The following is a 25,727-nucleotide window of genomic DNA, read 5'->3' as shown; positions in this document are numbered from 1 at the left end:
CCCGGTCCGTCTGCGGGGTCAGTCGTCCTCGAGTTCGTCAGCCCGCTCTCGGGCCTCGGCCGCCCGCTCGCGGAACTCCTCGATCCGCTGGCTCAGCTTCTTCCCGGCGGTGTAGGCGAACTCGTCGGGCATCATCCCGTAGTCGATCTCGAGGGTGATCATCGTGTCACAGCCCTCGACGATTTCGGGGGCCCAGCTGCCCTGTGCCAGTTTCGACTCGTCGGTGACGATCGCCTCGCTGTCCTCGACGTCGATAAAGGCCGAGACGATGTTCCAGATGTTCGGATTGCTCGAGCTGACCTCGTCGAACAGGCCCTCGAGACGCGACCCTTTGATATCCTCGTCGCGCAGTTCTTCGAGGAGGTCCTCGAGAGCGTCGGCGATCTCCTCGTCGCGGGCGGCCCGCTCGCGGAGGTCGGCGGGCGAGTCGTCGGTGTCGTCGCGCGTCATCGCTGTCCCCCCGTCTCGTCGGTGGCGGCGATCATGGACGATGGTATCGGCTTCGGCACCGTAAACGTACGCTTCCGTTCTGAGATCGTGTCGTGGAGTCGGTGCTTCAAGCGAAAATTCGACTGAACATTCCGCTCTCGGTACAGACGACAACAGCAGGGAGCGCGCTGCTATCGTGGCAACACGGAGCGGCCACACCCTCTCCAACCGATTCACTCGCTCCCTTCAGTCGCTCGCTCATCCACTGGAAGATGCGGAGCATCTTCCAAGCAGTCGCTCGTTTCACTCGCGACGACCCCGCACGAGGTTATCGGCCGCTCTCGCTAGCGCTCGATCGGCAGACAGCGCGCGCCACCGCACGTTCTGAAGAACCAAAGCTACGAGGCGTTCTCGAGGACGCCGCTCACCCACAGCCGGTTCGGATCCGCCGTCTCGTCCATCCACTCGATCAGTCGCTCGCGCATTTCCCTTCGGGCGTTCGCGTAGTCGGGGTGATCGATCAGGTTTTGTAGTTCGGCGGGATCGGCCTCGAGGTCGTACAGTTCGTCGATATCGGGGCCGTTGTAGACGTATTTGTACGCCGCCGTCCGGACCATCCGCTGGCTGTAGAGGCCGAACTCGTCGCCGTGGTACTGGGCGAACGTCGAGTCGGGCCACTCGAGGTCGGCGGGCGGCTCGCCCCCGTTCTCGAGCAGCGGGACCAGGCTCCGCGAGTCGAAGCTCTCGGGAACGGGTACCTCGGCGATCTCGAGGAACGTCGCCGCGAGGTCGTGGAGGTGGACCGGCGTCTCGCAGGTCTCGCCGTCGGTGACGGCGGGCCAGCGGATCTGCAGCGGGATCCGATAGGTATCGTCGTACATCAGCGGCCCCTTGTTGAACTGGCGGTGGCTCCCGGCGAAGTCCCCGTGATCGGAGGCGTGGACGACGACGGTCTCGTCGGCCAGTCCGTGGTCGTCGAGGGCCCCGAGGACCCGCTCGAGTTGGTGATCGATCATCGTGAGAAACCCCCAGTACTTCGCGAGCGCCTCGGCCCACAGCTCCCAGTCGAAGTCCGCAACGCCGCGGTAGGCGAGGTAGTTCTCGTGGACGCGCGGTTTCCCGTCGTAGGTCTCCGCGTAGCTGTCGGGTGGCTCGATGTCGGCGGGATCGTACATCGAGGCGTAGGGTTCCGGGACGACGTAGGGGTGGTGGGGCCCGTAGAAATCCGTTCGGTGGAAGAACGGGCCGTCCCGGTCGCCGTCGGCGTGGGACTCGATCGCGTCGATCGTCCGCTCGGCGAGGAAGTACGCACGCGTCTCCTCGACGTCGATGGGGGACTTCGCGGCGACGAACGTCCCGTTTTCGCCGTCTCTTGGATCCTCGCCGGTGTAGATCGCCTCCTCGAGTGCGACCTCGCCGACGGGCGTGCCACGCTCCCTGCGGTACTCGCGAAACGCCTCGTCGATGTCGTCGTGGTGCGTGTCGCTCCCGCCGAGATACGAGAAGCCGAAGTCGGCCGGCGTCCGCTCGCGACCGACGTGCCACTTGCCCGTGTAGGTCAGGTCGTAGCCGGCCGCGACGAGTTCCTCCGAGAACGTCGGCAACTCGTCGGGGAGATCCTCCCGGATTGCGTCGGGCTCGTGGCAGTTGTTCAACATCCCGTGGCCGTGGGGGAACTGCCCCGTCAGCAGCGACGCACGAGCGCTCGAGCAGATGCTGATCGGGGTGACCGCCTGCTGGAAGCGGACCCCTTCGCTCGAGAGCGAGTCGATCGCCTCGGTCTCGACCGGCGGTCCGTCGGGCGCGCTGGCGTCGTATCGCTCCTGATCGGTGAGGACGAACAGGACGTTCGGGCGGGAGTCGGAGTCGGCCATCGACCGTCGTACACCCCGGTCGCAGTTAATGGTGGGACCTGCGGCGGCTCTCGGCGACTCGCGCGGCTGCCGTTATAAGACGCAACCGCGTGAACCCCACCGCTCATTGGGCTGCCCTTCGAGGGACCGCACGTGCCGAGCGCGTACTGCGACGAGTGCGGGTGGGAGTATCGGACCGACGGGGCGGACGTGGAACTCAGCCGGGCGATGATCGACCACTTCGTCGAGACCGGTCACTCGCCGGTCGAGCGCCGCGACGCGGACAATCGCCCCGAAAACGACGGTGATAGTCGGGGAGCCAAAGCACAGTCGGCAGGGCGGCCGGAGTCGGGAACGGAAGCACAGCGGCCGAACCGCGAGTGAGTCAGGCGAGGTCCTCGAACGTCGGTCGCTCGCGGTCGCCGGGGAACTCGTCGACGGGGACCTGCGTCTGGTCACCCGATTCCATATCCTTGATCGTCACCTCGTCGTTCTCGAGGTCCTGTTCGCCGACGATGACGACCGTCTCGGCGTTGATCGAGTCGGCGTAGTCCAGTTGCGCGCCGAACGACCGGCCCGCGATGTCCGTCTCGACGACGTGGCCACGATCGCGCAGTTCGCCGACGATCCGGGCCGCTTCGGCGCGCGTGTCTCCGATCTGGAGGACGTAGTAGTCGGTCGTCACGTCTTCTTCGGGCCAGACGCCGGCCCGTTGGCAGAGCAACGCGAGCGTCGCGTGGCCCGGCGCGACGCCGACCGCCGGCGTCGGCTGGCCGCCGAAGCTCTCGATGAGGTCGTCGTAGCGCCCGCCCCCGAAGATCGACCGCGACACCTCGCCCGCGGAGTCGAAACACTCGAAGACGACGCCCGTGTAGTAGTCCAGTCCGCGGGCCGTCTCGAGCGAGATCGTACAGTACTCCCGGGCACCGAAGTCCTCGGCCGCGTCCAGTACGTTCTGTAGGTTCTCGACCGCTGCGGTCACACGCTCGGTCCCCGCGAACTCCTCGACTTCCTCGAGGTCGCCGGCCGCGATGAGGTCGCCGAACTCGGCCGCCTGATCCGCCGACAGGCCTGCGTCGATCAGCAAGTCGTGGTACTCGGCCCGCGAGAGCTTGTCCGATTTATCGACCGCGCGGATCGCCGCCTCGGTGTCGACGTCGGCCTCGTAGCTCTCGAGGACACCCCCGAGGATGTCCCGATGCGAGATGCGGAACTCGAAGTGGTCGCCGGTCAGTCCCAGTCCGGTCAGGGCGTCGGCGGCCCACGCGAGGATCTCGGCGTCGGCCGTCGGCTCCGACGAGCCGAAGATGTCGACGTTGGTCTGGTAGAACTCACGGTAGCGGCCCTGCTGGACCTGCTCGTAGCGCCAGAACGGCCGCGTAGAGACCCACTTGATCGGCTTCGAGAGCTCCTGCTGTTTCGCGACGACCATCCGGGCGACGGTCGGCGTCAGCTCCGGCGTCAGCGTGACGTGGCGACCGCTCTGATCCTCGAAGGCGTAGAGTTCGTCGACGATGTCGTCGCCGCTCTTGTCCGTCCACATCTCTGCGCGTTCCAGCGCCGGGGTCCCGATCTCGCGAAAGCCGTACTCGCGGGCAGTGTCCTCCAGCACGTCGATGGCCTCCCGTCTGGCGGCCATCTCGCCGGGGTAGAAGTCACGAAAGCCCTTGATCCGGTCGTACATGGATATCCGTTCGGGGACGCCGAACTTCTATCCTTTCGTTCCGCTCCCGCGGCGCTCGCGGTCGCCACCCGTTTGCGTCGGCGCTGCTTCCCTTCGTTCCACCAGTCCCGTTCCGAGCCCATCCCGTCGATCGATGTCGACCTGCACCCGACACCGACTGTGCAACGCGTCGCCGACGCCCACGGCTGGCAGGTGACGATTACCGAAAGCGAGGCCGGCGGGGCCCGGTTCGAGTTCGCGCGCGGCGGGTAGGGACCGGAGCGACACCGTCGTCAGCGGACGTTCGTCACGTACGTCTGATCGTGATCGGGGAAGTAGTCCGCGATCGCCGCCCGCCCCTCCTCCTCGGCGATGAGCGCCCGGAGTTCCGCCTCGTAGTCGGCCCGATCGATCTCCTCGCTCGGACCGACCGTCACGTCCAGTCGGTCGTCGACGAGCCGGTCGACGGCCGAGCGACCGAAGCCCGACAGCGGGGCGATGTAATCGATGTCGTGGCGATCCTCGAGGCTCTGGGCCTGTGCCCGCGAGACGGTCGGCACGCGGTCGTCCCGGCGGGTGCCGTCGGCGATGGCGTCGAACTCCCGTGTCGCCAGTCGCTCCAAGGCATGCTGGTGGACGTGCTGGATGCCGTTTCGCGGGAACCCGTCCTCGCGGATGCGATCGACGGCCTCGCTGGCGACGTCGGGATCACACTCGAGGCGTTCGAAGGCAAAGCCCGCGGACTCGGCCGTCTCGCGGGCGTGTTGCCAGTCGTCGCTGATCCCGAAGTGGGCCGTCAGTAGCGTCACGTCGTAGAACTCCTCGAGCAAGAGTGCGGCCAGCGTCGAGTCCTTGCCGCCGCTGTAGAGCAGTCCGAGCTCCATCACCGGCGCTGGATGTCGAAGCTCTGGGAGTCGGGTTTCAGCTCCTTGAGGAGCTGTTTCATCTTGTCGTCGTCGATCTTCCCCTGAATGCGGCCGCTACGGGCGAGGCTGATGACCTGGCGCTCGACCTGTTCGCCGAACTGGGGCTTGCTCATCTTGACGGTGTTGAGCCGCTTGCGGGCGTCGTCGGTCAGGTGCTGGCGCAACACGGCCTTCTTCTGGGCTTCGGCCTGCTGCTGGGCCGCCTCCTGACCGCCCTCGCCCTGTTGGGCCTCGGCCCGGTCCTGTAGCTGCTCCATTTTCTTCTGTCGGAGCTCCTCGAGTTTCTCCTCGTCTGGTGAGCCACTCATGGTTATATCGTACTTGTCCGGCGGGCGGGAAAATGATTACGGGAAGCCAAGGAGAAAGCCCCGCCTTTCAGGGCGGGGATGAATCCGACAATATCCTACACAAACCACCGTTCGACGGCACGGTAGGATATTCCACGCCGCGTAATCCATACTTTCAAGTAGATTTATCAACATAGGTTACGTATGGCGAAACAGGTCGTCACCCGCACCTACACTGCTTTCATCAGGAACCAGTCCCGGGTGTCCGACGACCTCGATTCGCTCGGGTTCGCCGCGTCCAAACTCTGGAATGTCGGACGGTGGACAATCAGTCGTGTCTGGGATGAACTCGACTACATTCCAGAACACGACGAACTCACCGCGTACCTCAAGTCGCACGAACGCTATGATGACCTACATTCTCAGTCAAGTCAGCGCGTTCTTCAAGAACTCGCTGAGGCGTTCAACGGCTGGTACAGCAAACGACGCAACGGGGACACGAGAGCGAACCCGCCCGGATACCGCAAACACGGCGACGAACACCCACGAAGCACGGTCACATTCAAGAACAAAGGCTTCAAACTCGACACCCAGTACAACCGCGTCCGACTCAGCAAAGGCTCAAACCTCAAGGAATACTGGTCAGACTTCATCCTCTGCGAGTACCAGACCCGCCCCGATATTGACCTCTCCACGGTGGAGAGCGTTCAACAAGTCAGGGCCGTTTGGACAGGGGATGAATGGGAACTGCACTTCGTGTGCAAAGTCGAAGTTGAAGTGGCCGAGTCACCCGGTGAGAAGACCGTAGGGGTTGACCTCGGAATCAACAACTTCGCCGCACTAGCCTACGAGGACGGTCACAGCGAACTGTATCCGCTGAACTGTCTGAAGCAGGACAACTACTACTTCAGTAAGCGCATCGCTCGTTGTGACGACTCGAATTCCGAGCAGGCCACGCGGCTAAACCAGAAGAAGTCTCGGCGGCGCACCCACTACTTCCACGCCCTCTCGAAACACATCGTGCAGCGATGTGTTGAGGGGGGTGTTGGAACGATTGTGGTAGGCGACCTCTCTGGCATCCGCGAGGACGAAGAGAACGGCGAGTCGAAAAACTGGGGGAAACACGGCAACCTCGACTTGCACTCGTGGGCGTTCGACCGGTTCACCGACCTCCTCGAATACAAGGCCGAGATGGAAGGAATCTCAGTTGAGGATGTATCCGAGCGGGGTACGTCGAAGTCGTGTTCGTGCTGTAGTCGGGAACGCAAGGCTAACCGTGTTGAACGTGGGTTGTACGTGTGCGATGAGTGCGGTTTGGTGGCGAACGCTGATGTGAACGGTGCTGAGAACATTCGGCAGAAAGTATCTCCGAGTCCCGTCACGGATGGCGGTGATAGGAGTAACGGCTGGTTGGCACAGCCATCGACGTTCCTGTTTGACAAGGAAATTGGTGCGTTCGCACCTCAAGAACGGGTCACGTCGTAGACCGTAATATTCCAACGTGGGAATCCTCGCCCTTCACGGCGGGGAGGATGTCAAGGACGACGGAAGCGTCGCTCTGGGCGGCGAAATCGATGCGAGAACAGTGCGACGGGTACCGCGATCAGGCGTAGCGCTCGAGTTCCGGGCGGTCGAGTTCCTCGAGGACCTCGTCGGCGGTCTCGTCGAGCAGACTCCGGCCGTCGGCGGTGATACGACGGCCCTCACCCTCGGCGGTCTCGACGAGGTCTTCCTCCTCGAGCTGCTGGAGGATGGTCCGGATGAGGTTCTTCGAGCCGTCGGTTCGCTTCGCGGGCGCGACCTGATAGCGGTTCGAGCCGCCCTTCGCGCCGCCGTACTCCGTCGAGAGTCGCTCGACGCCGACCGGGCCGCGGTCGGCGACCTTGCGCAGGAGGCTGGCCGCGCGGGTGGCCCAGAAGTCGTCCTGCTCGGGCGGCAGTTCGTTGGCGACGCCGCTCTTGGCGAATTTGCCCCAGTCCGGTTCCTCGAGTCGGTCCGCGAGATCGTCGGCGAGCGCCTCGATGAGGTCGTCCGCCGGAACGTCGTACATCGTAGCCATTGGCGTGTGATTTCCGTCCGCGGCATTTAAGACCATCGTATCGTGCCGATCCGGCCGGCCCGGACCGCTTTTCGCCCTCGAGTCGAAACGGGGGGTATGGACGAACGCGCCGCCCTCCGACTGCTCGAGGGGGAACTCGCGGCGGCCGGCGACGACGCGGCCGTCGTCGACGGACTGGTCGTGACGACGGACATGCTGCACGATCGAACCGACTTTCCGGACGGCACGACCCGGTATACCGCCGGCTGGCGCGCTATCGGCGCGTCGCTGTCGGACGTCGCCGCGATGGGTGCCGAGGCGACGGCCGCGGTCGCAGCCTACGCCGCACCGACCTTCGAACGGGACGAACTGCTCGCCTTCGTTCGTGGCGCGAGCGAAATCTGCGACCACGTCGACGCCGAATACGTCGGCGGCGACCTCGACGGCCACGACGAGTTCACGACGGCGACGACCGCGATCGGCCGCGCCGACGATCCCGTCCGCCGGTCGGGGGCCCGCCCCGGCGACCGCGTCTGCGTGACCGGCACCCTCGGCCGCAGCGCAGCCGCGCTCGAGTTGTTCGATCGGGGCCACACCGAGCGGGCGAACGAACTGTTTCGGTTTCGCCCACGGATCGCGGCCGGTCGAGCCCTCGCCCCGCACGCGAGCGCGATGATGGACTCGAGCGATGGGCTGGCCCGCTCGCTGCATCAACTGGCCGAAGCGAGCGATTGCGGCTTCGAGATCGAGTCGGCGGCGGTCCCGATCGACGACGCCGTCCACGAGGTCGCAAACGGTGACGCCGACGCGCTCGAGCGCGCGACGACCTTCGGCGAGGACTTCGAACTCGTCGCGACCGTACCCGAGGAGTCGCTGTCGGTGGTCCGTTCGGCAACCGACGTTTCGCTGTCGGTCCTCGGAACGGTTCGGGAGCGCGACCACGGGATCAGTATGGACGGCGAACGGCTGGCGGACCGGGGTTACACGCACGGGTAGGCGCCGGCGACTGGCGGCAGCGGCTCAGCCGATGACCATCACCGGAACCGGCATGAAACAGAGCAAGCCGAGCCCGAACGTGACGACGCCGAGGACGGTCCGGCCGGTACCGAGGCGGTCGTCCCGGATCGGCGTCGCTGCCCCCGCCGACGCGAACACCGTCGTCAGCAGCCCCCAGATGATCCAGACCGAGACTGCGTTCACCGTGTACTCCTGGACGTAGTAGAGATAGCCAGCAAGAACGAACAGCGCGCCGGGGACGAGCGCGGCCACGGTGTCGTGGAACTCGCCGGTCATCGCCCGCAAAATGTGGCCGCCGTCGAGTTGGCCGACCGGGATCAGGTTCAGAAACGTGACGAACATCCCGACCCACGCGCCGATGACAACTGGGTTCACGCCCGTCGTCGGGTCGTCGCGATACAGCGGCTGGTCGAACGCCGCCGCGAGCAACTCGAGCAGCGGGGGGTACCCGAGTTCGATCCGGACGGCGTCGGGGTTCTGGAGCAGCGCCGGATCGACGGTCACGGGCGGCAGGTGGAGCCCGATCACGCTCACGACGACCGTCGCGACCAGCCCCGCGAGCGGCCCGGCGACGCCGATATCGAACAGCGCCTTCCGGTCGGGCATCCGGCCTTTCATCCTGATGACTGCGCCCATCGTCCCGATGAGCGTCGGGATCGGAATGAAGTAGGGCAGCGAGGCCTCGACCCGGTGGTACCGACTCATGACGTAATGGCCCATCTCGTGAACCATGAGAACGCCGAGGATCGCCAGCGAGAACGGCCACGCGTGGAGGAGATCGGTCGGGTTCGCGAACGGGTCGAGCGCCGGATACCACCACCACGAGCCGACGAACAGCGTTGAGGCGACCGTCGCCAGCAACAGCACGACGTTCGTCCAGGGGATCCCGTCGATGCCGCGGGTCGCCGGCTCGGCGACGAGAACGTACTCGCCGTGGCGGCGTTCGAACTCGAGGTCGTAGCCCCGGTCGTTGAACGTCGGCCAGAGGTCGCGCATGACCCGCTCGGGGTGGGTCAGCGGGTCGCCGTAATACACTATCTGATCGTCCTCGCGCCGGACTTCGTAGACTGCAAACACCGACTCGATCCGATCGATCGGCGGTCCGTCCGCGGGGGAACGGCCGTTACGTTCCGTGCCGTCGAAGCCGGACCGGTCGCCGTCGTCCATCATCCGTGGTTCGACTTGGGGCCGTATAAAACGACTGTCGTCGGCAGCCGAGTCCGTTTCTCGTGGGTTGGACGCGGCTATCGGCGAGCGGATAGGGATATGGCTGTCGGCGGGAAAACGAGTACGAACCGCGTCGTCGGTAAACGCGTCAACGTGTTCGGAACGTCGTGCCGGATAGCGTCGGTGACGCGTCGGCACGCGGGAGCGGACTGCGGGGACGGGCGGACCGGTCGAGCGTCGGTACGGCGTTACGCGGGAGCGACACGCCACGTCGTCGCGCTCGTGTACGACCACTTCTCGATCTCGAGGTCGCTGACCGAGTCGGAGAGCTTGACCATCAACGCGCCGATCTCTTTGGGCGACATCCCGACGTCGTCCGCGATGAACTTGCCTTTGAAGTACAGCTCGCCGTCTTCGGCACGTTCGCGCAGGTAGCGTTTCAGGCGGCGTTCCTTGCTTTCCGTGGAGGGTTGGGCTGTCGTACTCATCGACGATTCTCCCTTGTGGCGGCGACCCGTTATAAAGAAGGGTTGGTTAGCCCCGTTTCGATTGTGTTCAGCTATCCGGAGGGTAATAGACGTTTTATGTTCGGTAATAGAACTATTATCGAACCGCTCATATCCCGTTAGACGTTTTAAAACCGACTCTAACATATTATCTTCGGCTCGATAGACATGGGGAGTTCAATGTCGTCTTTCCCGACCGTTTCGCCCGTTCAGCCCGGTCGGTGAACGACGGGAACGATCACGATCGCTCGTGGACCCAGAACTCGTCCTCGACCGTGACCTCCTTCTTGAACAGCGGGACTTCGTCTTTCAACCGGTTGATCCCGTCCTCGACGGTCCGGAACGCCTCCCCGCGGTGACCGGCCAGCACGACGACGAACACGATGTCCTCGCCGTCCTCGACGATCCCGGTTCGGTGGTAGAGTTCGACCGCGAAGACGCCGTCCCGCGACTCGAGGTCGGCCTCGAGGGCGGCCAAGCGCTCGTCGGCGACGCCCTCGTACTTCTCGAACTCGAGGTACTGCGTGCGCGCGTCGTCCGCACTGTCTTTCGCTCGGACGCGGCCGGTAAACGTCGCGATCGCACCCGCACGGTCGGCCGCCGGCGACGCCTTGACTCGGGCGACCAGCGACTCGAGGGTGCGGTGGGGCTCGGCCGCCTCGAGGTCGTCGACCAGCGCCGCGAGGTCGAGGCCGGCGGGCCCCTCGACGGTCGCCAGCACCTCGCCGGCGGCCTCGCGGTCGGACCCGTCGCCGCCGACGAGAATCGACGGATACTGTAGCGAGGGGACGCCGACGACGACCGCGTACTCGCAGTCGGTCGCCAGCCGGTCGAGGGCGTCGCGGACGCCCATCCCCGTCCCCGAAGCGGTCCAGTCGCCGTCGACACCGAGATCGTAGGTGACGTCGCCGCCGCGCGTCGCCGACTCGCGCACCTGCGTCCCGTCGGCGATCGTCGCGTCGTATCTGACGACCCCGACCCGCCCCCGCTCGGAGAGCCGGTCGACGACCCGATCGACGACCGCCTCGAGCGCGTCGCCGTCGGCTCCCGCGTCGCGAACACCGAGTACGTGCATGGCTAGACTGTGGGTAGGTCGGGGTTTGTAGCTGTCGACGAAAGCCCCGCGGCCGGGGGTCGTCGCGGTCGGGACACGGTGCCTCGAGCCGTCGAACGCTGGTCCGGAATTTTGGGTCTCGGTCGCGAACGATTCGTATGGCGCTCCGAATCGGCGTCACCGGTGACGTCATGCTCGGGCGGCTCGTCGACGAGCGCCAGCGGAACCGCCCGGTCGATGCCGTCTGGGGGACCGTCCTCGAGCGGCTCCGCGGACTGGACGGGCTGGTGTGCAACCTCGAGTGCGTCCTCTCGACGCGGGGTCGGGAGTGGCAGCGAACTCACCGTCCGTTTCACTTTCGGGCCGACCCCAACTGGGCGGTCCCGGCGCTCGAGCGCGCGGGCGTCGACGCCTGTGCGCTGGCGAACAACCACGTCCTCGACTACGGGGAGACCGGGTTACGGGACACCCTCGCCGCGCTCGACGACGCCGGGATCGCCCGCACGGGTGCGGGTGAGACGCTCGACGAAGCGCTCGAGCCGGCGGTACTGACGATTCCCGACTCCGAGGCAAGCGACGGGGGCAACGACGGGCTCGACCTCGCGGTCGTCTCGTTTACCGACAACACGCCCGAATACGCCGCCGACGCGGACTCGCCGGGAACGGCCCGGATCGAGATCGACGTCGACGATCCGGAGACGCGACGGCTCGTCCGGGACGCCCTCGAGCGCGCACGTGAACGTGATCCCGATGTACTGGTGGCCTCGCTACACTGGGGGCCGAACATGGTGACGGAACCGCCGGACTCTTTCAGGGACTTCGGTCACTGGCTCGTCGAGAACGGCGTCGATCTCGTCCACGGTCACAGTGCCCACGTCTTGCAGGGGATCGAGGTCTACGAGGGGGCCCCGATCTGCTACGATACGGGTGATTTCGTGGACGACTACAGGATCGACGAGGAGTTGCACAACGACCGCAGTTTCCTGTTCGTTCTGCGTGCGACGCCCGAGGGTGGGGTTCGCGACCTCCGGTTGTATCCCACCGAAATCGACGGCTGTGCGGTCCACGAGGCGAGCCCGGACGCGGCCGCGTGGGCCCGAGATCGGATACGCGAACTGTCCGACCCGTTCGGGACCGAGTTCGAGCGCGAAGGCGACGGACTCGTCCTGTCGCTCGAGCGGTGAGTCGCGGCGGCGACTGGCTCGAGCGGTGTGTCACCACGCCGTCCGGGCAGTTGACAACCCTTAAGATAGCAACTCCGCTACACCGGGGTAGTATGAAAGTGGTCGTCTCCATCGGCGGGAGCGTACTCGTCCCCGAGCCGGGCGCGGATCGGGTGGCCGAGCACGCCGCCGTCATCGAGGATCTCATCAGCGAAGGCTGTCGGATCGGGGCCGTCGTCGGGGGTGGCGGCGTCGCCCGCGAATACATCGGAGCCGCTCGCGACCTCGGGGCCAACGAGATCGAACTCGACCAGCTCGGGATCGACGTTACCCGACTCAATGCACGGCTGCTCATCGCCGCGCTCAGCGAGGAGTCGGTGACAGCACCCGCGCTGGACTACGAGGAGGCAAGCGAGGCGCTGCGCCGGGACGACATCTGCATCATGGGCGGAGTGGCGCCGGCCCAGACGACCGACGCGGTCGGGGCCGCCCTCGCGGAGTACATCGACGCCGATCTGCTGATCTACGCCACGAGCGTCCCCGGCGTCTACAGCGCCGACCCCAACGAGGACGACGACGCGACCAAGCACGACCGGCTCTCGGCGACGGAGCTGGTCGACGCCATCGCCGGCCTCGAGATGAACGCCGGTGCCTCCGCGCCCGTAGACCTGCTGGCGGCGAAGATCATCGAGCGCTCGGGGATGCGGACGATCGTCCTCGACGGCACCGATCCAGACCGGATCGCCCGCGCCGTTCGGGACGGCGATCACGAGGGGACCGACATCGTCCCCGACGGTGCCGGCGCGGAACCGACCTACTGGGCGGCCGACGAGCAATGAGTGCCGACGGCGACGCCGACGAGGAGACCGGCGACGCGGCGGCGTCTGACGCGATCAGTCCCTACACGCTCCAGAGCGAGGAGGCAAGCGAGACGCGCCACGCGTTCTGGGCCGACACGGTCGCGGACCGCATCGAAGCGCGCGATCCCGACGAGCCGATCGTCGTCAAGGGCGGCATCTCACCGTCCGGCGTTCCTCATCTGGGCAACGTCAACGAGATCATGCGGGGCTACTTCGTCGCCGAGGTGCTTCGGGACCGCGGCCACGAGGTCCGACAGGTCTTCACCGCCGACGACCGCGACCCGCTCCGGGGGCTGCCCCGGACCCTCTGTGACCTCGAAGGCAACCTCGTCGATCTCGGCGAGGTCGACGCCGGTGCGCTCGGCCGGAACCTCGGCGCGCCCTACACCGATATCCCGGACCCCTTCGGCTGCTGTGACTCCTACGGCGACCACTTCGCGACGATCATCCAAGACAGCGCCGACGCACTCGACGTCCCGATCGAACTGGTCTCGAACACCGAGCTGTACGAGTCCGGCGAGTTCGAGGCCGTGACCCGGTTCGTCCTCGAACACCGCGAGCGGGCTCGAGAAGTCCTCTCGACGTACCAGGACAAAGTCGACGCGGACGGCGACTACGTCCCCTTCAACCCGATCTGCGAGGCGTGTGGCAAAGTCACCGAGACGGTGACGAGCGTCGATCTGGCCGGTGACGAGCCGACCGTCGACTACCGCTGTACCGACATGGAGGCCGGCGACCAGACGATCGACGGCTGCGGCCACGAGGGTACCGCCACGCTGCGGGAGGGGAAGCTCCCGTGGCGCTTCGAGTGGCCCGGCCAGTGGCAGCTGCTGGGCGTCGACTTCGAGCCCTTCGGAAAGGACCACGCCGAAGGCTCGTGGCCGAGTGGCCAAGACGTCGCCCGCAACGTCCTCGAAATCGAGCCCCCTGTGCCGATGGTCTACGAGTGGTTTACCCTCGACGGCGAGCCCTTCTCCTCCTCGGCCGGCAACGTCATTCTCGTCTCGGACGTCCTGGAACTGCTCGAGCCGGAAGTCCTGCGGTACTTCTTCGTGAAGGATCCCGTGAAGGCACGCGACTTCAGCATCGAACACCTCGACCAGCTGGTCGACGAGTTCGACCGGCTCGAGGCGATCTACTTCGACGAGATCGAGGCCGACGAGGACGAGCGGGCATTCGCCGAGCGGGTCTACCCCTTCATTGTCGAAGAGCCCCGCGAGGAGCGAATCCGGCTGCCCTACACCTTCGCCGCGGTACTCGGGATGTTCGACGATCCCGACCTGCGCGAGGACGTCGCTCGCAAAGAAGGCCACATTCCCGACGATGCGCCCGAGTGGGCCGTCGAGGAAGCCCTGGATCGGGTCGAGCAGGCCCGCAACTGGGCACGGCGTACCGGCAACGAGTTCGACTACGAACTCAAACGGACGGCGATCCCGGACCACGACTTCGACGCGGCGACCGAGGACGCGCTGGCGGAGTTGGCCGACTTCATCGAAGCGGGCCACGAGCCCGACGAGATCCAGGGCGAGATCTACGAGACCGCAAAGCGCCACGACGTCGATGTCGGCGACTTCTTCGCGGCGGGCTACCGGCTGTTCTTCGACGAGGACCAGGGGCCGAAGCTCGGTCCGTTCCTCGCGAAGGTCGACCGGGAGTTCGTCGTCGCGCGGCTCCGGCGGGAGCGCTAGGACAGACAAAAGCCATTTGAGAACGCCCGCCCGAGATAGTACCGATGGATCACGGTTCCCTCGGTTTCGTCTCGCCCCCTGCAATATACGGCTCCGAACTCCTCACGTGGGTCCTGATCGGTCTCCTCTGCTACTGGGCCGCGATCGTCGGCCTGCGAAACGCGGGCCGGCTGCCGGACTACGTCGGCACGCAGGGACCGATCCTCACCCTCCATACCAAACGCGGTCGTGCCCTCCTCGACCGCCTCGCTCGCCCCAAACGGTTCTGGCGGGCGTGGTCGAACCTCGGCGTCGGCATCGCGCTGGTCGTGATGATCGGGATGTTCGTGTTCCTCCTACAGGCGGCGATCACCGCACTCTCGACGCCGGAGATGGCGACATCCGCCGTTCGACAGCCGCGAAACGTCCTCGTGATTCCCGGCGTCAACGACTTCCTCCCGCTGTCTGCCACGCCCGGGATCGTCTTCGGGCTGCTCGTCGGCCTCGTCGTCCACGAGGGCGGCCACGGGCTGCTCTGTCGCGTCGAGGACATCGACATCGACTCGATGGGGATCGCGATGCTTGCCGTCCTGCCGGTCGGCGCGTTCGTCGAGCCGGATCAGGAGAGCAGCAAGTCTGCCTCCCGCGGCGGCCAGACCCGGATGTTCGCCGCCGGCGTCACGAACAACTTCGCGATCACGCTGCTTGCTTTCGCCCTGCTTTTCGGCCCCGTCGTCGGCTCGATCGGCGTCGCCTCCGGGGCCGCCGTCGGCGGCGTCGCACCCGACTCCCCCGCCGCCGACGCCGGGATCGAACCCAACGACCGCATCACGGCGATCAACGGCACCGCCGTCGAGGGCAACGACGACCTCGCGGACCGCCTCGAGGCGACAAGCGGCGAGCAGATCGCGATCGAACTCAACGGCGAGGAGACGGAGACCGTCGACCGATCCCTGCTCGTGACCGCGGCGATCGACGACGGCCCGACCGGCCTATCGACCGGCGACGAGATCCGCGCCGTCGACGGGCAAACGATCGCGACCGAACGCGGCTTCTTCGACGCCGTCGGCGAGAACGAGCGCGTGAACCTGACGATCGATCCCGCCGACGGCGGCGACCGCGTCGAGCGCGAGGTGACCGTCGGAGCCGCCGTCTCGGTCGTCGAAGACGAACCCCTCGAGGCCGAGACCGGGCCGACCGACGAGACGATGGTCATCACCCGGTTCGACGGCGAACGGGTCCACAGCTACGCGGAGTTGGCCGACCTGCTCGAGGACACTGAGCCCGGACAGGAGGTCGCGGTCGCGGGCTACATCGGCGACGAACGGGGAAGCTACGAGGTGACCCTCGACGAGCATCCGCGATCCGACAGCGGGTTCCTCGGCATTCAGCCGTACCAGGGAACGTCCGGCGTGGCGGTCAGCGACATCGGGGTCCAGCTCTATCCCGCCGACGAGTACCTGGGGCTGCTCGGCGGCGATGGCGACACGCGGTTCGGACCGATTACCGACACGTTCCTCGGGAAGGTGGGGCTGGCAATCCTACTGCCGGTGATGGGCGTCAGCGGCGCGCTGCCGTTCAACTTCGCCGGCTTCACCGGCGGGATTCAGAACTTCTACGAGGCACAGGGGCTCCTGGGCGCGTTCGGCGACGGGACCGTCTTCCTGCTGGCGAATCTGCTGTTCTGGACCGGCTGGATCAACCTCCAGCTTGGCTTTTTCAACTGCATTCCGGCGTTCCCGCTGGACGGTGGCCACATCCTCCGGACGAGTACCGAGGCGATCATCTCGCGGCTCCCGATCGAGGCGACCCGTGGGATGGTCCGGGTCGTGACGACGACGGTCGGCGTGACGATGCTCGTGAGCTTCCTCCTGTTGCTGTTCGGGCCGCAGTTGGTCTCGGGGTAGCGAACGACCGTCAGGCCCGCGACGTCACTCCTCGTACTCGACGCCGTGGCGCTCGTAGAACTCCTCGGGCGTCGCCTCGAGGCGTTCGAAATCGGTATCGAAGTAGTGTTCGTAGTGGCGGACGACCTGTTCGACGACCCAGCGGCTGAACGCCTCGTCGAAGTGCCACTCGCCCTCCATTGGGGGGATGTCGAACCGATCGTCCGTCGAGAAGGCGGCATAGACGTGGAAAAAGCCAAGAATGACGTCCGCGAAGTCACGGGCCTTCTCCGCGCCCGTTTCGCGCCGCTCCTCGAGTTCCGCCCGGCCCTCGGCGGTCAGTTCGAAGTACTTTCGGTCGGGTTCGTCCTCGCGTTCGATGCGCTCGGCCCAGCCCTTGTCCTCGAACTTATAGAGGATGGGGTAGACCGAGCCGTAGGATGGCTCCCAGTGACCGCCGCTGATCTCACAGATCTCCTTCAAGATCTCGTATCCGTACCGTGGTTTCTCCGCGAGAAGCTCGAGGACGAGATAGGCGATGAGTCCTTTCGGCGGGCCACTTTTCCGCATGTGTCTCGGGGATAAAACGGACGGCGCTAAAGGGTTTCGGTCACGCCGAGTTCCGACGGTGCAGGTTCGGTACCGGTTGATCTGGCGGCGACGGTCGGGGCCGAAACTGTCAACCGAAATCCGGTCCTTCTTGAGCGCCCGGTTCCAACCCGCAACTATGGAACGACGGCGACCACCGCAGACCGAAGAAGGCTGGTACGTTCTCCACGATTTCCGGTCGATCGACTGGGACGCCTGGCGAGCCGCCCCGGAGCGGCGACGCGAACGGGCCATCGAGGAAGGCATCGACTACCTCGAGGCCAGCGAGGCCGTCGACGACGCCGACGAGGGCGATTCGGCGACGTTCGCCGTCCTCGGCCACAAGGCCGACCTGCTCGTCCTCCACCTCCGACCCACCCTCGGCGACATCGACGCGCTCGAGCGGCAGTTCGAACACACTGCGCTCGCGGAGTTCACCGAGCGAGCCGACTCCTACGTGTCGGTCACGGAGGTCTCGGGCTACATGTCCGAGGACTACTTCGACGAGGACAGCGAGGTCGAAGACGCCGGCCTCGAGCGCTACATCGAGTCCCGGCTCAAACCCGAGATTCCCGACAGCGAGTTCCTCAGTTTCTACCCGATGAGCAAGCGCCGCGGGCCGGACCACAACTGGTACGAACTGCCCTTCGACGAGCGGGCGGACTACCTCGCGAACCACGGCGAGATCGGCAAGGACTACGCCGGCCGCGTCACCCAGATCATCACCGGTAGCGTCGGGCTCGACGACTTCGAGTGGGGCGTGACCCTGTTCGGTGACGACCCGACCGACGTCAAGGAACTGCTCTACGAGATGCGCTTCGATCCCTCGAGTTCCCGCTTCGCCGAGTTCGGGCGGTTCCTCTCGGCACGGCGGTTCCCACCGGCGGACCTCGGGGCCTTCCTCGCCGGCGACCGCGTGCCGGCCGAGGGCGAGACGTCCCACCCTCACGCCAGCGGTGACGCCCAGGGACACCACGGCGGCTCCGACGGACATCATCACGGCGACGAGTCGGGATCGGGCCACGGCGACGAGAGCGGCGGCGTCCGCGATGAACTCGAGGACGAGGGCATCTACGCGGGCCAGCCCCACGGCGAGGACGTCCACGCAGTCGTCCTCTACTCGGCGGCCGACCCCGACGAGCTGTTCGCGGAGGTCGACGGCTACCGGGAGAACTTCGACCACTACGACACCCACGTGAAGACGGCGGTCTACGAGCCCCAGGATACGGACAGCGAAACCGCCGTCGTCAGCCTCTGGGACACCGAACGGGCCGCGAACACGGCCGCCGGGTTCCTCGCCGAGTTACCCGATGTCGTCCGACAGGCCGGTGACGACGAGGACGACTCGTGGGGGACGATGGGGATGTTCTACACCGTCAAACCGGACCACCGCGGGGACTTCGTCGAAACCTTCGACGACGTCGGTGGCATCCTCGCCGACATGGACGGCCACCGCAAGACCGACCTGCTGGTCAACCGCGAGGACGAAAACGACATGTTCATCGCCAGCCGCTGGGACTCCCGGGACGACGCCATGACGTTCTTCCGGAGCGACGCCTTCTCCGAGACCGTCGAGTTCGGGCGGGACGTCCTCGCGGACCGGCCGCGACACGTCTTCCTGGCCTGAGACGGACCCCAGTCGTCTCCGCCAGAACGGCCCGTCATAGGTGTGGGACAGTCTCACCGGTACCGACACGGGTTGATCGGTCCCGTTCATAAGGCGGATCGATGAGTACGACGCAGGAGTCGTTGCCACGACGAACATGGGAGCAGTATCGCTCGATTCCGATCATCTACCGTATTGCGGTCGCGTTCGTCCTCGGGACCGCACTCGGGGCCATCGCCGGCGAACGCGCTGCCGTTCTCAGCCCGCTTGGCGATCTCTTCTTGCGGCTGCTCGAGATGCTGATCATCCCGTTGATCGTCTTTACGCTGCTTGGCGGGATGCGCAAGCTGACGCCGTCGAAACTCGGGAAGGTCGGCGGGCTGACCGTCGCACTCTATGCCGCGACGACGACGATCGCGGCCCTGATCGGGCTCGCAGTCGCGAACCTGTTCGATCCCGGAACGGCCGTGGAGTTCACCGGTGGCGAGGCCCAGCAGGCCGAACCGCCGTCGGTCTCCGAGGTCGTCCTCGGTATCGTCCCCGAGAATCCGCTGGCCGCGATGGTCAACGGCGAGATTCTGGCGACGATCTTCGTCGTCGTCGTCTTCGGGTTGGCGTTGACGATCGTCCGCGAGTCGACGACAGAAGAGCCGATCGCGGACGCGATCGACGGCTTCTTCGCGTTTATCGACGCCGGTACGCAGGCGCTGTTCACGATCGTCTGGGGCGTCATGGAGTACGGCGTCGTCGGCGTCTTCGCGCTCATGGCCGCCGCGATCGGGACCGAAGGCCTGGGCGCGATCGTGCAACTGGGCGCGCTCGTCGGCGTCATCGCGATCGGCATCGCGATCCACATGACCGTCACCTACCTGGGCGTGATGACCGTCGGTATCCTCGGTCAGTCGCCGCTTTCGTTTCTCAACGGCGCGAAAGACGCGATGGTGACGGCCTTTACGATCCGTTCCTCGAGCGGGACGCTGCCGGTGACGATCACCGACGCGGAAACGAACCTGCGCATCGACGAGTCGGTCTACGGCTTCGGCCTCCCACTCGGGGCGACGATCAACATGGACGGGGCGGCGATCAGACAGGCCGTCACGGTGGTCTTCGCCGCGAACATGGTCGGCGTGTCGCTCGGTCTCGGCGATCAGTTGATCGTCCTCGCGACCGTGATCCTGATCAGTATCGGCACCGCCGGGGTCCCCGGGGCCGGGCTCATCATGCTGACCGTCATTCTGAACGCCGTTGGACTCCCCCTCGAGATCGTCGGCTTCGTCGCGGGCGTCGACCCGATCCTCGGCCGGATCGCGACGACGAACAACGTCACCGGCGACCTCGCGGTCGCGTCGGTCGTCGGCAAGTGGACCGACGGGATCGATCTCACGGAGGGTGTCTGGGCCGACGGCTCGCAAGCCAGTGGCGACGGTGAGGACAGCGTCGCAGCCGGTGACTGATCAGGGACTCGAGTCCGCCGACTCGTCGTAGAAGAAGTAGGCGGCGATCCCGGCCAGACCGAACGCGAGCGTCACGAAGGGCCACTTGCCGGGGTCGCGCCCGGTCAGATAGCCGTGGGCGGTCACGAAGATCGCGAAGCCGACGTGAGCGACCAGCGTCGCCGCGAGAAACGCCTGTGGTTCCATTACCGGGTACTTCGACGCGGCGGTCAAAGCCGTTACGAAGCAACAGGAACGGCCACGTCAAGGGCGGTACCGTGGCCGGGAGGGCAGGCCGCCGCCCGATACCGACCGCGAGTGAGTGTCGACGGCACGAACGAGCGGGCCGACGACTGATGTGAGCGAGGACTGGAAGGACGAGCGAACGGAAAGAGGAGTGTTTTTGATCGAAATTTTACCGAGGGACATCGCGAGCGAGGCGCTGTTCGCCTCGCTCGCGATAGACCGCAGCGTAAAATTTCGTTAGTCGAAATCGTGATCCGGGTCGTCCTCGACTTTCCGCTTCATCGAGTCGCGTCGTGCCTTGGCGTCACGGCCGGTCGCCTCGAGCAGGAAGTCGTTCTTGATGTCGACGGCGTCGGCCGCGGCCTCGAGTTCGTCGGGGCCGAGTTCGGTGGGGTCGCGCTCGTTGAACTCGACGCCGAGTTTGTCCTTCTTGCCGGAGTACTCGACGGCACCGACGACGATCTTCTCGAAGACCGGGTTGTCCGGCTCGTCGATGAGGTAGAGGTCGCTGCCCTTGTACTCCTCGGTGCCGGTGATCGGGCCGAAGTAGTCCTCGACCGTCGATTCCATATCCGGAATGCGCTCCTCGAGATATTCACCGCGACGCATCTTGTACTCCTTCATGGATTGGGAGAAACACGGCGGCGCGTTTACCTCTTTTCATAGCCAACGATTCGATCCGCTGACCTGTCAGGGATCGCTCGAACGGCGGTATCACGGACACGAGACCCGTGACTGTCGCGGTTGCACCGGGAAATCGGGATACCGGTCGTATCAACGCCGCTCGCGTTCGCTGAGATATCCCTTCCGGCAGTCGGGACAGATGTCGCCGGCCCGCAACGAGCCCCGATCGCCGGCGGCGACGAACTCACACCGGGGGCAGTAGAACTCGGTCGGCACGTCCTCGCCGGGACCGCTGTCGCCCTCGGCGGGCGTCGGGACCGACTCGGCTCGCTCGATGCCGGTCCCCGGTTCCGACGCGACGTCGGCAGCAGCCTCGGTCGTGTCCTGCGTCGGCGGCTCGGCAGTCACGGAGCGGGCGTCGGCAGGGGCCTCGGCGGCGTCAGCACCGCCGACGGGGTCGTCCGGCTCGTCGTCGAGGAGGACGGCGTCGTCCTCGATCGCGGCCGGATCGACCTCGGCACCGGCGTCGGCCGCGTCGTCGGCACCTACAGGGCCGTCGTCGGGCCAGTCGGTCGGTTCGTTCGTCTCGTCCGCCGGCGGACCGACGTCGTCGGAGTCGGGCCACTCGCCGCGTTCGCGGTCACGGTCGGGATCGGCGGCCGGCTCGTCGTCGTCCTCGAGGATCTCGCCGTCGTCGGTGACCGGATTGCCGTTCTCGTCGGTCGGGAGATCGATCTCGTCGTCGACTCCGGCCGGGTCGGGCTCGGCCGCCTCGAGGTCAGGGGCGGCCGGGTCGGCCGCAGTCGGGCCGGCGTCGTCCGTGTCGGCCGGATCGGCGGTTGCGGGGCCGGCGGCCGCCGTCGCGGGTTCGTCGGCATCGATGAACTCGGCGTCCTCCTCGCCGTCGATCGGGTCGGAGTCGGACGCGAGTGCTGGTTCGGGCGGTTCGGTATCGGGCTCGGCGGGGGGCGAGTCGGCGTCCGTCCCGGCGGAGAGGCTCGTTACTTCGGTGTTCTCGCTGATGACGTTGCGCTCGCCACAGCGGGCACACTCCTCGTACTCCTGGACGGTTACGACGACCTCGCTGCCCCGTTCTTCGCGCTCGCGTTCGACCTCGGCCTCGCCGAAGTCGTGTCCGAGCAGCGAACATCGCAGGACCATTGTCCCACCGTACCGACCGGTCCCATAAAAAACGTACTGGTGAACTACCCTACTCGCTCATGGCTGCCGCTGTTCGCTCCTTGAGGGGAAGGCTTCCTGCTTCCACGACGCGCTTTGCAGATACAGGCGTATCCACAGGGAGCGCAGTCTCCACAGGCGTTGATTCGGAGTGTCCCACTCCTACTTTTTCGAGGCCGCGAGAAAGAATGTTCCACGCCGCGTTCGCGTCCCTGTCCGCCTCGAAACCGCAGGCAGGACAGGAATGTTTACGAACCCACAACGGCTTTCCCGTCGAGACGCCGCACGACGCGCACTCCTTGGTCGTCCCTCTCGGGTTAACCGCTACGAAGTGCGTTCCTTCGTGTTTGCACTTATATTCGAGCAACGAGAAGAACATTCGCCACGCGGCGGAGGCTGTGTTGCGGCTGTTCGACGGCGATTCCATCATCCCTTTCACGTTCAGGTCTTCAACGGCTATGAGGTCGTACTCCCGTGCGTAGTAGTTCGAGAGTTTGTGCAAGAAGTCACGGCGCTTTCGTCGCAGATCGGCGTGACACTCCGCGACCCGCCGCCGTTGTTTCTCCCAGTTGTTCGACCCGTGTTGCTTTTGCGAGAGTTTCCGTTGCTCACGTTCCAAGCGGTCACGCTCATCGGAGAGGTTGAGGGACCCGACCGCCATGCCGTCGGTGTCGTGGGCATACTTGAGAATTCCCACGTCGATCCCGACGCACTCTTCGGGATTCTCGGGCGGTTCGGGTGGCTCACAGTCCATTTCGACACCGAACGTGGCAAACCACTCGCCCGTCGGTTCCTTCTTGATTGTGACCTGCTTGAGTGTCGCGTCGTCGGGGATGGATCGGTGGAGTTTGATAGGAATGTCCGCGAGTTTCGAGAGTGACAGCACAGCCTGACCACCCTTCTTGTCGAGTTTGAAGCCAGACTGACTGTACGTGAAACTGCGAAACTCCCGTGGAGGCTTCCACTTGAGTTGACCGACGCCGTAGCCGTTCTCCTTGAGTTTGGAGAGTCCTTTGAGGTTGTCGAACAGGCGTTCCACGACGGTTTGGAGAACCTTCGAGTACACGTCTGAGAGGCCGTCCCACCATTTCTTGAGATCGGGAACCTCCGACCGCAGGGTGGTCATGGACGGCAGTTCGCCGTGGTTCTCTTGGTACTCGTTGAGGCGGTATAGCGTGTGGTTATACAGTTGCCTACAAATGTCTCGGTGGCGGTCCAACTCCTTACGGTGGGCATCGGACGGCTTGAGATGGTACTTGTAGGCGTAGTACATGGCGTTACTCGCGTTGGTTCTCGACGTACTGTTTCAGCATATCCAGCGACACTTGCTCCGTCGAGATGAGGCAGTACGAGTCGTCCCAGAACGAGTCTCGCCACAGTTCGGTTTTCAGTTCGTCCGCGTACTCGTTGCGGATACGGCAGGCGATCGCACCTTTGACCGTGTTGATGAACTTCACGAGGTCTGTGATTGGTTTCGCTCGGAACAGGATGTGTGCGTGGTCGTCTTCGCCGTCGAGGTTCGTCAGTTCGACGCTGTAGTTGTCCGTGAACCCGCTGATGACCTCGTGGATAAATTGGGTTCGCTCCTCGGTTAGCACTCCGCGCCGATACTTCGTGGTGAGTATCGGGTGGTAGCGTAGGGAATACGTCAAGTGCGCTCCCAAGTCGAGGTCATAGCTCATTGGGTCCAGTTAATACTATATAATATCCTACTGAAAAATATTTCGGCTGCGTGGGCCTGTGGGCCTGCTACCGAATCGTGTATGAAAACCGTGCGGCGTTGACGAGACGCTTCGCGTCTCGTTCGCGCACGAGAGCTTCGCTCTCGTGAACGCTGTATCCCCTCCCTGCTCGCGCCTTCTTTCGGTTGGCGCACGCTGAGGAAGGGGATTTAGCGCCTACTTTGAGCTAAGCGAGTTTTTCGGTCGTGACAGCGGTCTGAATTCCGGCCGACTGGCAGGCGGATCGGACCGTGGGCTCGAGGAGGCGGGTTCGGCGGCGGCGTTCGTCGCTGTCGGAACGACAAACGTCAAATCCCGGGTCGTCGAATAGACACACGGATGAGAGCAAAGCGGGAGTACCGGAACCGGGAGAGGACGGAGGTGGCGGTACTCGACGCCTTGGTCGACCGCGCCGAGGACGGAATGACGGTCTTCGAACTCCGGGCGGCCGTCGAGGTCGACATCGACGAACTCGAGGACGCCCTGGCGACGCTCAAAGAGGACGACCTGATCGCTGTCGACTCGGGCTCGGAGACGGTGATCAAACCCGCCGACCGCGTCGTCCCCGACGAGCCGACCGACGAGGACGACGACGAGTCGTTCGGCGAGTGGCTTCGCGACCGGCTGCCTTTTTGAATCGAAACGCCTGATACGGTCAGGCTCCAGGGAGTATCCATGAGCGTCATCGAGTCCATCCACGAGGATCACGGGGCCACGTTCGGGGAGCGCGCCGACCGGACGATCGTCGACCACTTCGGGCGTCCCGAACGAACCCATCGCGCGGTCCGCAACGGCGTCGGACTGTTCGAACCGGCCTACGGCGTGATCGTCGTGGACGGCGACGATCGCGTCGAGTACGTCGACAACGTGGTCTCGAACCGGGTCCCCGCCGAGGACGGCGAGGGCTGTTACGCGCTCGTCCTCGACCCGCAGGGCGGGATCGAGGTCGAACTCTACGTCTACAACGCGGGCGAGCGGCTGCTGCTTTTCACCCAGCCCGAGGCCGCCGAACCGCTGGCCGAGGAGTGGTCGGAGAAAGTGTTCATTCAGGACGTCGACATCCGGGTTGCGACCGACGAGTACGGAATCTTTGGCATCCACGGCCCGCAAGCGACCGAGAAGATCGCCAGCGTTCTCAACGGGGCCGCCTCGCCCGACCGCCCGCTTTCGTTCGTCCGCGGGACGATGGGCGACGAGGGCGTCACGGTCGTCCGAACCGACGCGCTGACCGGCGAGGAGAGTTTCGACGTGATCTGTGCGGCCGACGACGCCGAAGCGGTCTACGACACGCTGCTCAACCACGGCCTCAACGCCGCCCCCTTCGGCTACCGGACCTTCGAGAGCCTCGCGCTCGAGGCCGGGACCCCCCTGTTCCATACCGAACTCGAGGGGGAGCTGCCGAACGTCCTCGGCCTCCGCAACGGTCTGGACTTCGAGAAGGGCTGTTACGTCGGTCAAGAGGTCGTCTCCCGCGTCGAGAACCGCGGTCAGCCGAGTCGACGGCTCGTGGGGCTGACGCTCGAGGGCGAGGCCGTCCCCGAAGGCGGCGCGGCCGTCTTCGACGGCGACGCCTCGGTCGGCGAGGTGACCCGCGCGGGCGAAAGCCCGATGCTCGAGGAGATTATCGCGCTCGCCGTCGTCGACTACGGCCTCGAGAGTGACGAGCTGACGGTTCGCGTCGACGGCGAGGAGGTCGCCGCGACCCGGACCGAACTGCCGTTCGTCGAGGGCTCGAATCGGTCGGCTCGGCTCCCCGAGTACCAGTAGGCGGGACGACGGATCCCGCGTTCGGAGCCACTGTTATATACCGCGGA

At 65.5% G+C, this 25,727-nt stretch carries 26 protein-coding genes; 11 read left to right on the top strand and 15 right to left on the bottom strand.

All coding sequences use genetic code 11. The annotated features are described in order from the left end of the window. Nucleotides 1-18 precede the first annotated feature (18 nt). Nucleotides 19-450, bottom strand: coding sequence for a hypothetical protein (locus ACERIM_RS05275; protein WP_373631609.1), 432 nt, complete (start codon nt 448-450; stop codon nt 19-21). A gap of 377 nt (nt 451-827) precedes the next feature. Further along, the gene (locus tag ACERIM_RS05270; RefSeq protein WP_373631608.1) at nt 828-2,303 is read right to left on the bottom strand and encodes a sulfatase-like hydrolase/transferase; all 1,476 of its coding nucleotides are present in this window, start codon (nt 2,301-2,303) and stop codon (nt 828-830) included. Between the two features lie 132 nt (nt 2,304-2,435). On the opposite strand from ACERIM_RS05270, the gene ACERIM_RS05265 reads away from it, so the two are divergent. Next, nucleotides 2,436-2,666: a hypothetical protein gene (locus ACERIM_RS05265; RefSeq protein WP_373631607.1), complete on the top strand. Its 231-nt coding sequence runs from the start codon at nt 2,436-2,438 to the stop codon at nt 2,664-2,666. Nucleotide 2,667: 1 nt separating this feature from the next. On the opposite strand, the gene hisS is transcribed toward ACERIM_RS05265, so the two are convergent. From hisS to ACERIM_RS05250, 3 genes are all read right to left on the bottom strand, one after another. Next, the gene (gene hisS / locus ACERIM_RS05260; protein ID WP_006647933.1) at nt 2,668-3,966 is read right to left on the bottom strand and encodes a histidine--tRNA ligase; all 1,299 of its coding nucleotides are present in this window, start codon (nt 3,964-3,966) and stop codon (nt 2,668-2,670) included. Between the two features lie 272 nt (nt 3,967-4,238). After that, a complete protein-coding gene (locus ACERIM_RS05255) occupies nt 4,239-4,829 on the bottom strand; it encodes an asparagine synthase-related protein (RefSeq protein ID WP_373631605.1) in 591 nt (196 codons plus the stop codon). Then, nucleotides 4,829-5,179, bottom strand: a complete 351-nt coding sequence (locus ACERIM_RS05250) for a DNA-binding protein (RefSeq protein WP_006180225.1) — start codon at nt 5,177-5,179, stop codon at nt 4,829-4,831. Before ACERIM_RS05250 ends, ACERIM_RS05255 begins: the two co-directional genes overlap by 1 nt. 183 nt (nt 5,180-5,362) lie before the next feature. Here ACERIM_RS05250 and ACERIM_RS05245 point away from each other — a divergent pair, with 183 nt between their 5' ends. After that, nucleotides 5,363-6,643 carry an RNA-guided endonuclease InsQ/TnpB family protein gene (locus ACERIM_RS05245; protein WP_373631604.1) on the top strand — a complete coding sequence of 427 codons (1,281 nt, stop codon included), beginning with the start codon at nt 5,363-5,365 and terminating at the stop codon, nt 6,641-6,643. 118 nt (nt 6,644-6,761) lie between these two features. Here ACERIM_RS05245 and ACERIM_RS05240 read toward each other — a convergent pair whose 3' ends face one another. Continuing rightward, complete coding sequence (locus tag ACERIM_RS05240) at nt 6,762-7,217, bottom strand: 30S ribosomal protein S19e (protein WP_373631603.1); 456 nt, start codon at nt 7,215-7,217, stop codon at nt 6,762-6,764. A gap of 96 nt (nt 7,218-7,313) precedes the next feature. On the opposite strand from ACERIM_RS05240, the gene thiL reads away from it, so the two are divergent. Next, nucleotides 7,314-8,192, top strand: coding sequence for a thiamine-phosphate kinase (thiL, locus tag ACERIM_RS05235; protein ID WP_373631602.1), 879 nt, complete (start codon nt 7,314-7,316; stop codon nt 8,190-8,192). A gap of 24 nt (nt 8,193-8,216) precedes the next feature. Here the strand turns inward: thiL and ACERIM_RS05230 are convergent, their stop codons facing one another. The 3 genes from ACERIM_RS05230 to ACERIM_RS05220 all read right to left on the bottom strand — a co-directional run bounded on the left by ACERIM_RS05230 (nt 8,217) and on the right by ACERIM_RS05220 (nt 10,961). Further along, nucleotides 8,217-9,380, bottom strand: coding sequence for a site-2 protease family protein (locus ACERIM_RS05230; protein WP_049905365.1), 1,164 nt, complete (start codon nt 9,378-9,380; stop codon nt 8,217-8,219). A gap of 248 nt (nt 9,381-9,628) precedes the next feature. Next, a complete protein-coding gene (locus ACERIM_RS05225; protein WP_006180229.1) occupies nt 9,629-9,868 on the bottom strand; it encodes a hypothetical protein in 240 nt (79 codons plus the stop codon). A 256-nt stretch (nt 9,869-10,124) separates the two neighbouring features. Next, on the bottom strand, nt 10,125-10,961 hold the full coding sequence (locus ACERIM_RS05220; protein ID WP_006647938.1) for a molybdopterin synthase: 837 nt from the start codon (nt 10,959-10,961) through the stop codon (nt 10,125-10,127). Between the two features lie 137 nt (nt 10,962-11,098). Here ACERIM_RS05220 and ACERIM_RS05215 point away from each other — a divergent pair, with 137 nt between their 5' ends. The 4 genes from ACERIM_RS05215 (at nt 11,099) to ACERIM_RS05200 (ending at nt 16,537) form a co-directional block, all read left to right on the top strand. Then, nucleotides 11,099-12,124, top strand: a complete 1,026-nt coding sequence (locus ACERIM_RS05215) for a CapA family protein (RefSeq protein ID WP_373631601.1) — start codon at nt 11,099-11,101, stop codon at nt 12,122-12,124. 92 nt (nt 12,125-12,216) lie between these two features. Continuing rightward, nucleotides 12,217-12,942 carry a UMP kinase gene (gene pyrH / locus ACERIM_RS05210; RefSeq protein ID WP_006647940.1) on the top strand — a complete coding sequence of 242 codons (726 nt, stop codon included), beginning with the start codon at nt 12,217-12,219 and terminating at the stop codon, nt 12,940-12,942. Further along, nucleotides 12,939-14,651 carry a lysine--tRNA ligase gene (lysS, locus tag ACERIM_RS05205; RefSeq protein WP_373631600.1) on the top strand — a complete coding sequence of 571 codons (1,713 nt, stop codon included), beginning with the start codon at nt 12,939-12,941 and terminating at the stop codon, nt 14,649-14,651. The genes pyrH and lysS overlap by 4 nt, the downstream gene beginning before the upstream one ends. A gap of 44 nt (nt 14,652-14,695) precedes the next feature. Next, nucleotides 14,696-16,537: a site-2 protease family protein gene (locus ACERIM_RS05200; protein WP_373631599.1), complete on the top strand. Its 1,842-nt coding sequence runs from the start codon at nt 14,696-14,698 to the stop codon at nt 16,535-16,537. A gap of 24 nt (nt 16,538-16,561) precedes the next feature. Here the strand turns inward: ACERIM_RS05200 and ACERIM_RS05195 are convergent, their stop codons facing one another. Then, nucleotides 16,562-17,086: a PadR family transcriptional regulator gene (locus tag ACERIM_RS05195; RefSeq protein ID WP_006647944.1), complete on the bottom strand. Its 525-nt coding sequence runs from the start codon at nt 17,084-17,086 to the stop codon at nt 16,562-16,564. Nucleotides 17,087-17,243: 157 nt separating this feature from the next. On the opposite strand from ACERIM_RS05195, the gene ACERIM_RS05190 reads away from it, so the two are divergent. Together ACERIM_RS05190 and ACERIM_RS05185 are read left to right on the top strand one after the other, a co-directional pair. Then, nucleotides 17,244-18,731, top strand: coding sequence for a heme-binding protein (locus ACERIM_RS05190; RefSeq protein WP_373631598.1), 1,488 nt, complete (start codon nt 17,244-17,246; stop codon nt 18,729-18,731). Between the two features lie 101 nt (nt 18,732-18,832). Then, complete coding sequence (locus tag ACERIM_RS05185; protein WP_373631597.1) at nt 18,833-20,164, top strand: dicarboxylate/amino acid:cation symporter; 1,332 nt, start codon at nt 18,833-18,835, stop codon at nt 20,162-20,164. Here the strand turns inward: ACERIM_RS05185 and ACERIM_RS05180 are convergent, their stop codons facing one another. The 5 genes from ACERIM_RS05180 to tnpA all read right to left on the bottom strand — a co-directional run bounded on the left by ACERIM_RS05180 (nt 20,165) and on the right by tnpA (nt 23,874). After that, nucleotides 20,165-20,350, bottom strand: coding sequence for a hypothetical protein (locus ACERIM_RS05180; protein ID WP_373631596.1), 186 nt, complete (start codon nt 20,348-20,350; stop codon nt 20,165-20,167). It lies immediately after the preceding gene. Nucleotides 20,351-20,626: 276 nt separating this feature from the next. Next, on the bottom strand, nt 20,627-21,013 hold the full coding sequence (locus ACERIM_RS05175) for a DUF5611 family protein (protein ID WP_006180240.1): 387 nt from the start codon (nt 21,011-21,013) through the stop codon (nt 20,627-20,629). 150 nt (nt 21,014-21,163) lie between these two features. Next, entirely contained in the window at nt 21,164-22,174 is a 1,011-nt protein-coding gene (locus ACERIM_RS05170) for a hypothetical protein (RefSeq protein ID WP_373631595.1), read from the bottom strand. 49 nt (nt 22,175-22,223) lie between these two features. Beyond that, nucleotides 22,224-23,465 (bottom strand): RNA-guided endonuclease InsQ/TnpB family protein, encoded by a 1,242-nt coding sequence (locus ACERIM_RS05165; protein ID WP_373631594.1) that lies wholly within the window; start codon nt 23,463-23,465, stop codon nt 22,224-22,226. A gap of 4 nt (nt 23,466-23,469) precedes the next feature. Next, complete coding sequence (gene tnpA, locus ACERIM_RS05160; protein ID WP_049965719.1) at nt 23,470-23,874, bottom strand: IS200/IS605 family transposase; 405 nt, start codon at nt 23,872-23,874, stop codon at nt 23,470-23,472. A gap of 378 nt (nt 23,875-24,252) precedes the next feature. Between tnpA and ACERIM_RS05155 the strand changes: the two genes are divergently transcribed. Beyond that, nucleotides 24,253-24,549 carry a DUF6432 family protein gene (locus ACERIM_RS05155; protein WP_006180242.1) on the top strand — a complete coding sequence of 99 codons (297 nt, stop codon included), beginning with the start codon at nt 24,253-24,255 and terminating at the stop codon, nt 24,547-24,549. A 39-nt stretch (nt 24,550-24,588) separates the two neighbouring features. After that, complete coding sequence (locus tag ACERIM_RS05150) at nt 24,589-25,680, top strand: aminomethyltransferase family protein (protein WP_373631593.1); 1,092 nt, start codon at nt 24,589-24,591, stop codon at nt 25,678-25,680. Nucleotides 25,681-25,727 lie beyond the last annotated feature (47 nt).

The organism is Natrinema sp. H-ect1 (assembly GCF_041821105.1).
In the GTDB taxonomy this organism is placed as follows: domain Archaea; phylum Halobacteriota; class Halobacteria; order Halobacteriales; family Natrialbaceae; genus Natrinema; species Natrinema thermotolerans.
This window is presented reverse-complemented; position numbering and strand designations above follow the sequence as displayed.

Bases quoted from the DNA above. Each gene is read 5' to 3' on its own strand.
- ACERIM_RS05185 (WP_373631597.1), top strand. From the start codon at position 18,833: ATGAGTACGACGCAGGAGTCGTTGCCACGACGAACATGGGAGCAGTAT.
- ACERIM_RS05270 (WP_373631608.1), bottom strand. From the start codon at position 2,303: ATGGCCGACTCCGACTCCCGCCCGAACGTCCTGTTCGTCCTCACCGAT.
- ACERIM_RS05220 (WP_006647938.1), bottom strand. From the start codon at position 10,961: ATGCACGTACTCGGTGTTCGCGACGCGGGAGCCGACGGCGACGCGCTC.
- pyrH (WP_006647940.1), top strand. From the start codon at position 12,217: ATGAAAGTGGTCGTCTCCATCGGCGGGAGCGTACTCGTCCCCGAGCCG.
- ACERIM_RS05250 (WP_006180225.1), bottom strand. From the start codon at position 5,179: ATGAGTGGCTCACCAGACGAGGAGAAACTCGAGGAGCTCCGACAGAAG.
- ACERIM_RS05225 (WP_006180229.1), bottom strand. From the start codon at position 9,868: ATGAGTACGACAGCCCAACCCTCCACGGAAAGCAAGGAACGCCGCCTG.
- ACERIM_RS05150 (WP_373631593.1), top strand. From the start codon at position 24,589: ATGAGCGTCATCGAGTCCATCCACGAGGATCACGGGGCCACGTTCGGG.
- ACERIM_RS05165 (WP_373631594.1), bottom strand. From the start codon at position 23,465: ATGTACTACGCCTACAAGTACCATCTCAAGCCGTCCGATGCCCACCGT.
- ACERIM_RS05275 (WP_373631609.1), bottom strand. From the start codon at position 450: ATGACGCGCGACGACACCGACGACTCGCCCGCCGACCTCCGCGAGCGG.
- ACERIM_RS05195 (WP_006647944.1), bottom strand. From the start codon at position 17,086: ATGCGGAAAAGTGGCCCGCCGAAAGGACTCATCGCCTATCTCGTCCTC.
- thiL (WP_373631602.1), top strand. From the start codon at position 7,314: ATGGACGAACGCGCCGCCCTCCGACTGCTCGAGGGGGAACTCGCGGCG.
- ACERIM_RS05255 (WP_373631605.1), bottom strand. From the start codon at position 4,829: ATGGAGCTCGGACTGCTCTACAGCGGCGGCAAGGACTCGACGCTGGCC.
- ACERIM_RS05175 (WP_006180240.1), bottom strand. From the start codon at position 21,013: ATGAAGGAGTACAAGATGCGTCGCGGTGAATATCTCGAGGAGCGCATT.
- ACERIM_RS05230 (WP_049905365.1), bottom strand. From the start codon at position 9,380: ATGGACGACGGCGACCGGTCCGGCTTCGACGGCACGGAACGTAACGGC.
- hisS (WP_006647933.1), bottom strand. From the start codon at position 3,966: ATGTACGACCGGATCAAGGGCTTTCGTGACTTCTACCCCGGCGAGATG.
- ACERIM_RS05240 (WP_373631603.1), bottom strand. From the start codon at position 7,217: ATGGCTACGATGTACGACGTTCCGGCGGACGACCTCATCGAGGCGCTC.
- ACERIM_RS05170 (WP_373631595.1), bottom strand. From the start codon at position 22,174: ATGGTCCTGCGATGTTCGCTGCTCGGACACGACTTCGGCGAGGCCGAG.
- ACERIM_RS05200 (WP_373631599.1), top strand. From the start codon at position 14,696: ATGGATCACGGTTCCCTCGGTTTCGTCTCGCCCCCTGCAATATACGGC.
- ACERIM_RS05190 (WP_373631598.1), top strand. From the start codon at position 17,244: ATGGAACGACGGCGACCACCGCAGACCGAAGAAGGCTGGTACGTTCTC.
- ACERIM_RS05245 (WP_373631604.1), top strand. From the start codon at position 5,363: ATGGCGAAACAGGTCGTCACCCGCACCTACACTGCTTTCATCAGGAAC.
- ACERIM_RS05155 (WP_006180242.1), top strand. From the start codon at position 24,253: ATGAGAGCAAAGCGGGAGTACCGGAACCGGGAGAGGACGGAGGTGGCG.
- ACERIM_RS05180 (WP_373631596.1), bottom strand. From the start codon at position 20,350: ATGGAACCACAGGCGTTTCTCGCGGCGACGCTGGTCGCTCACGTCGGC.
- lysS (WP_373631600.1), top strand. From the start codon at position 12,939: ATGAGTGCCGACGGCGACGCCGACGAGGAGACCGGCGACGCGGCGGCG.
- ACERIM_RS05215 (WP_373631601.1), top strand. From the start codon at position 11,099: ATGGCGCTCCGAATCGGCGTCACCGGTGACGTCATGCTCGGGCGGCTC.
- tnpA (WP_049965719.1), bottom strand. From the start codon at position 23,874: ATGAGCTATGACCTCGACTTGGGAGCGCACTTGACGTATTCCCTACGC.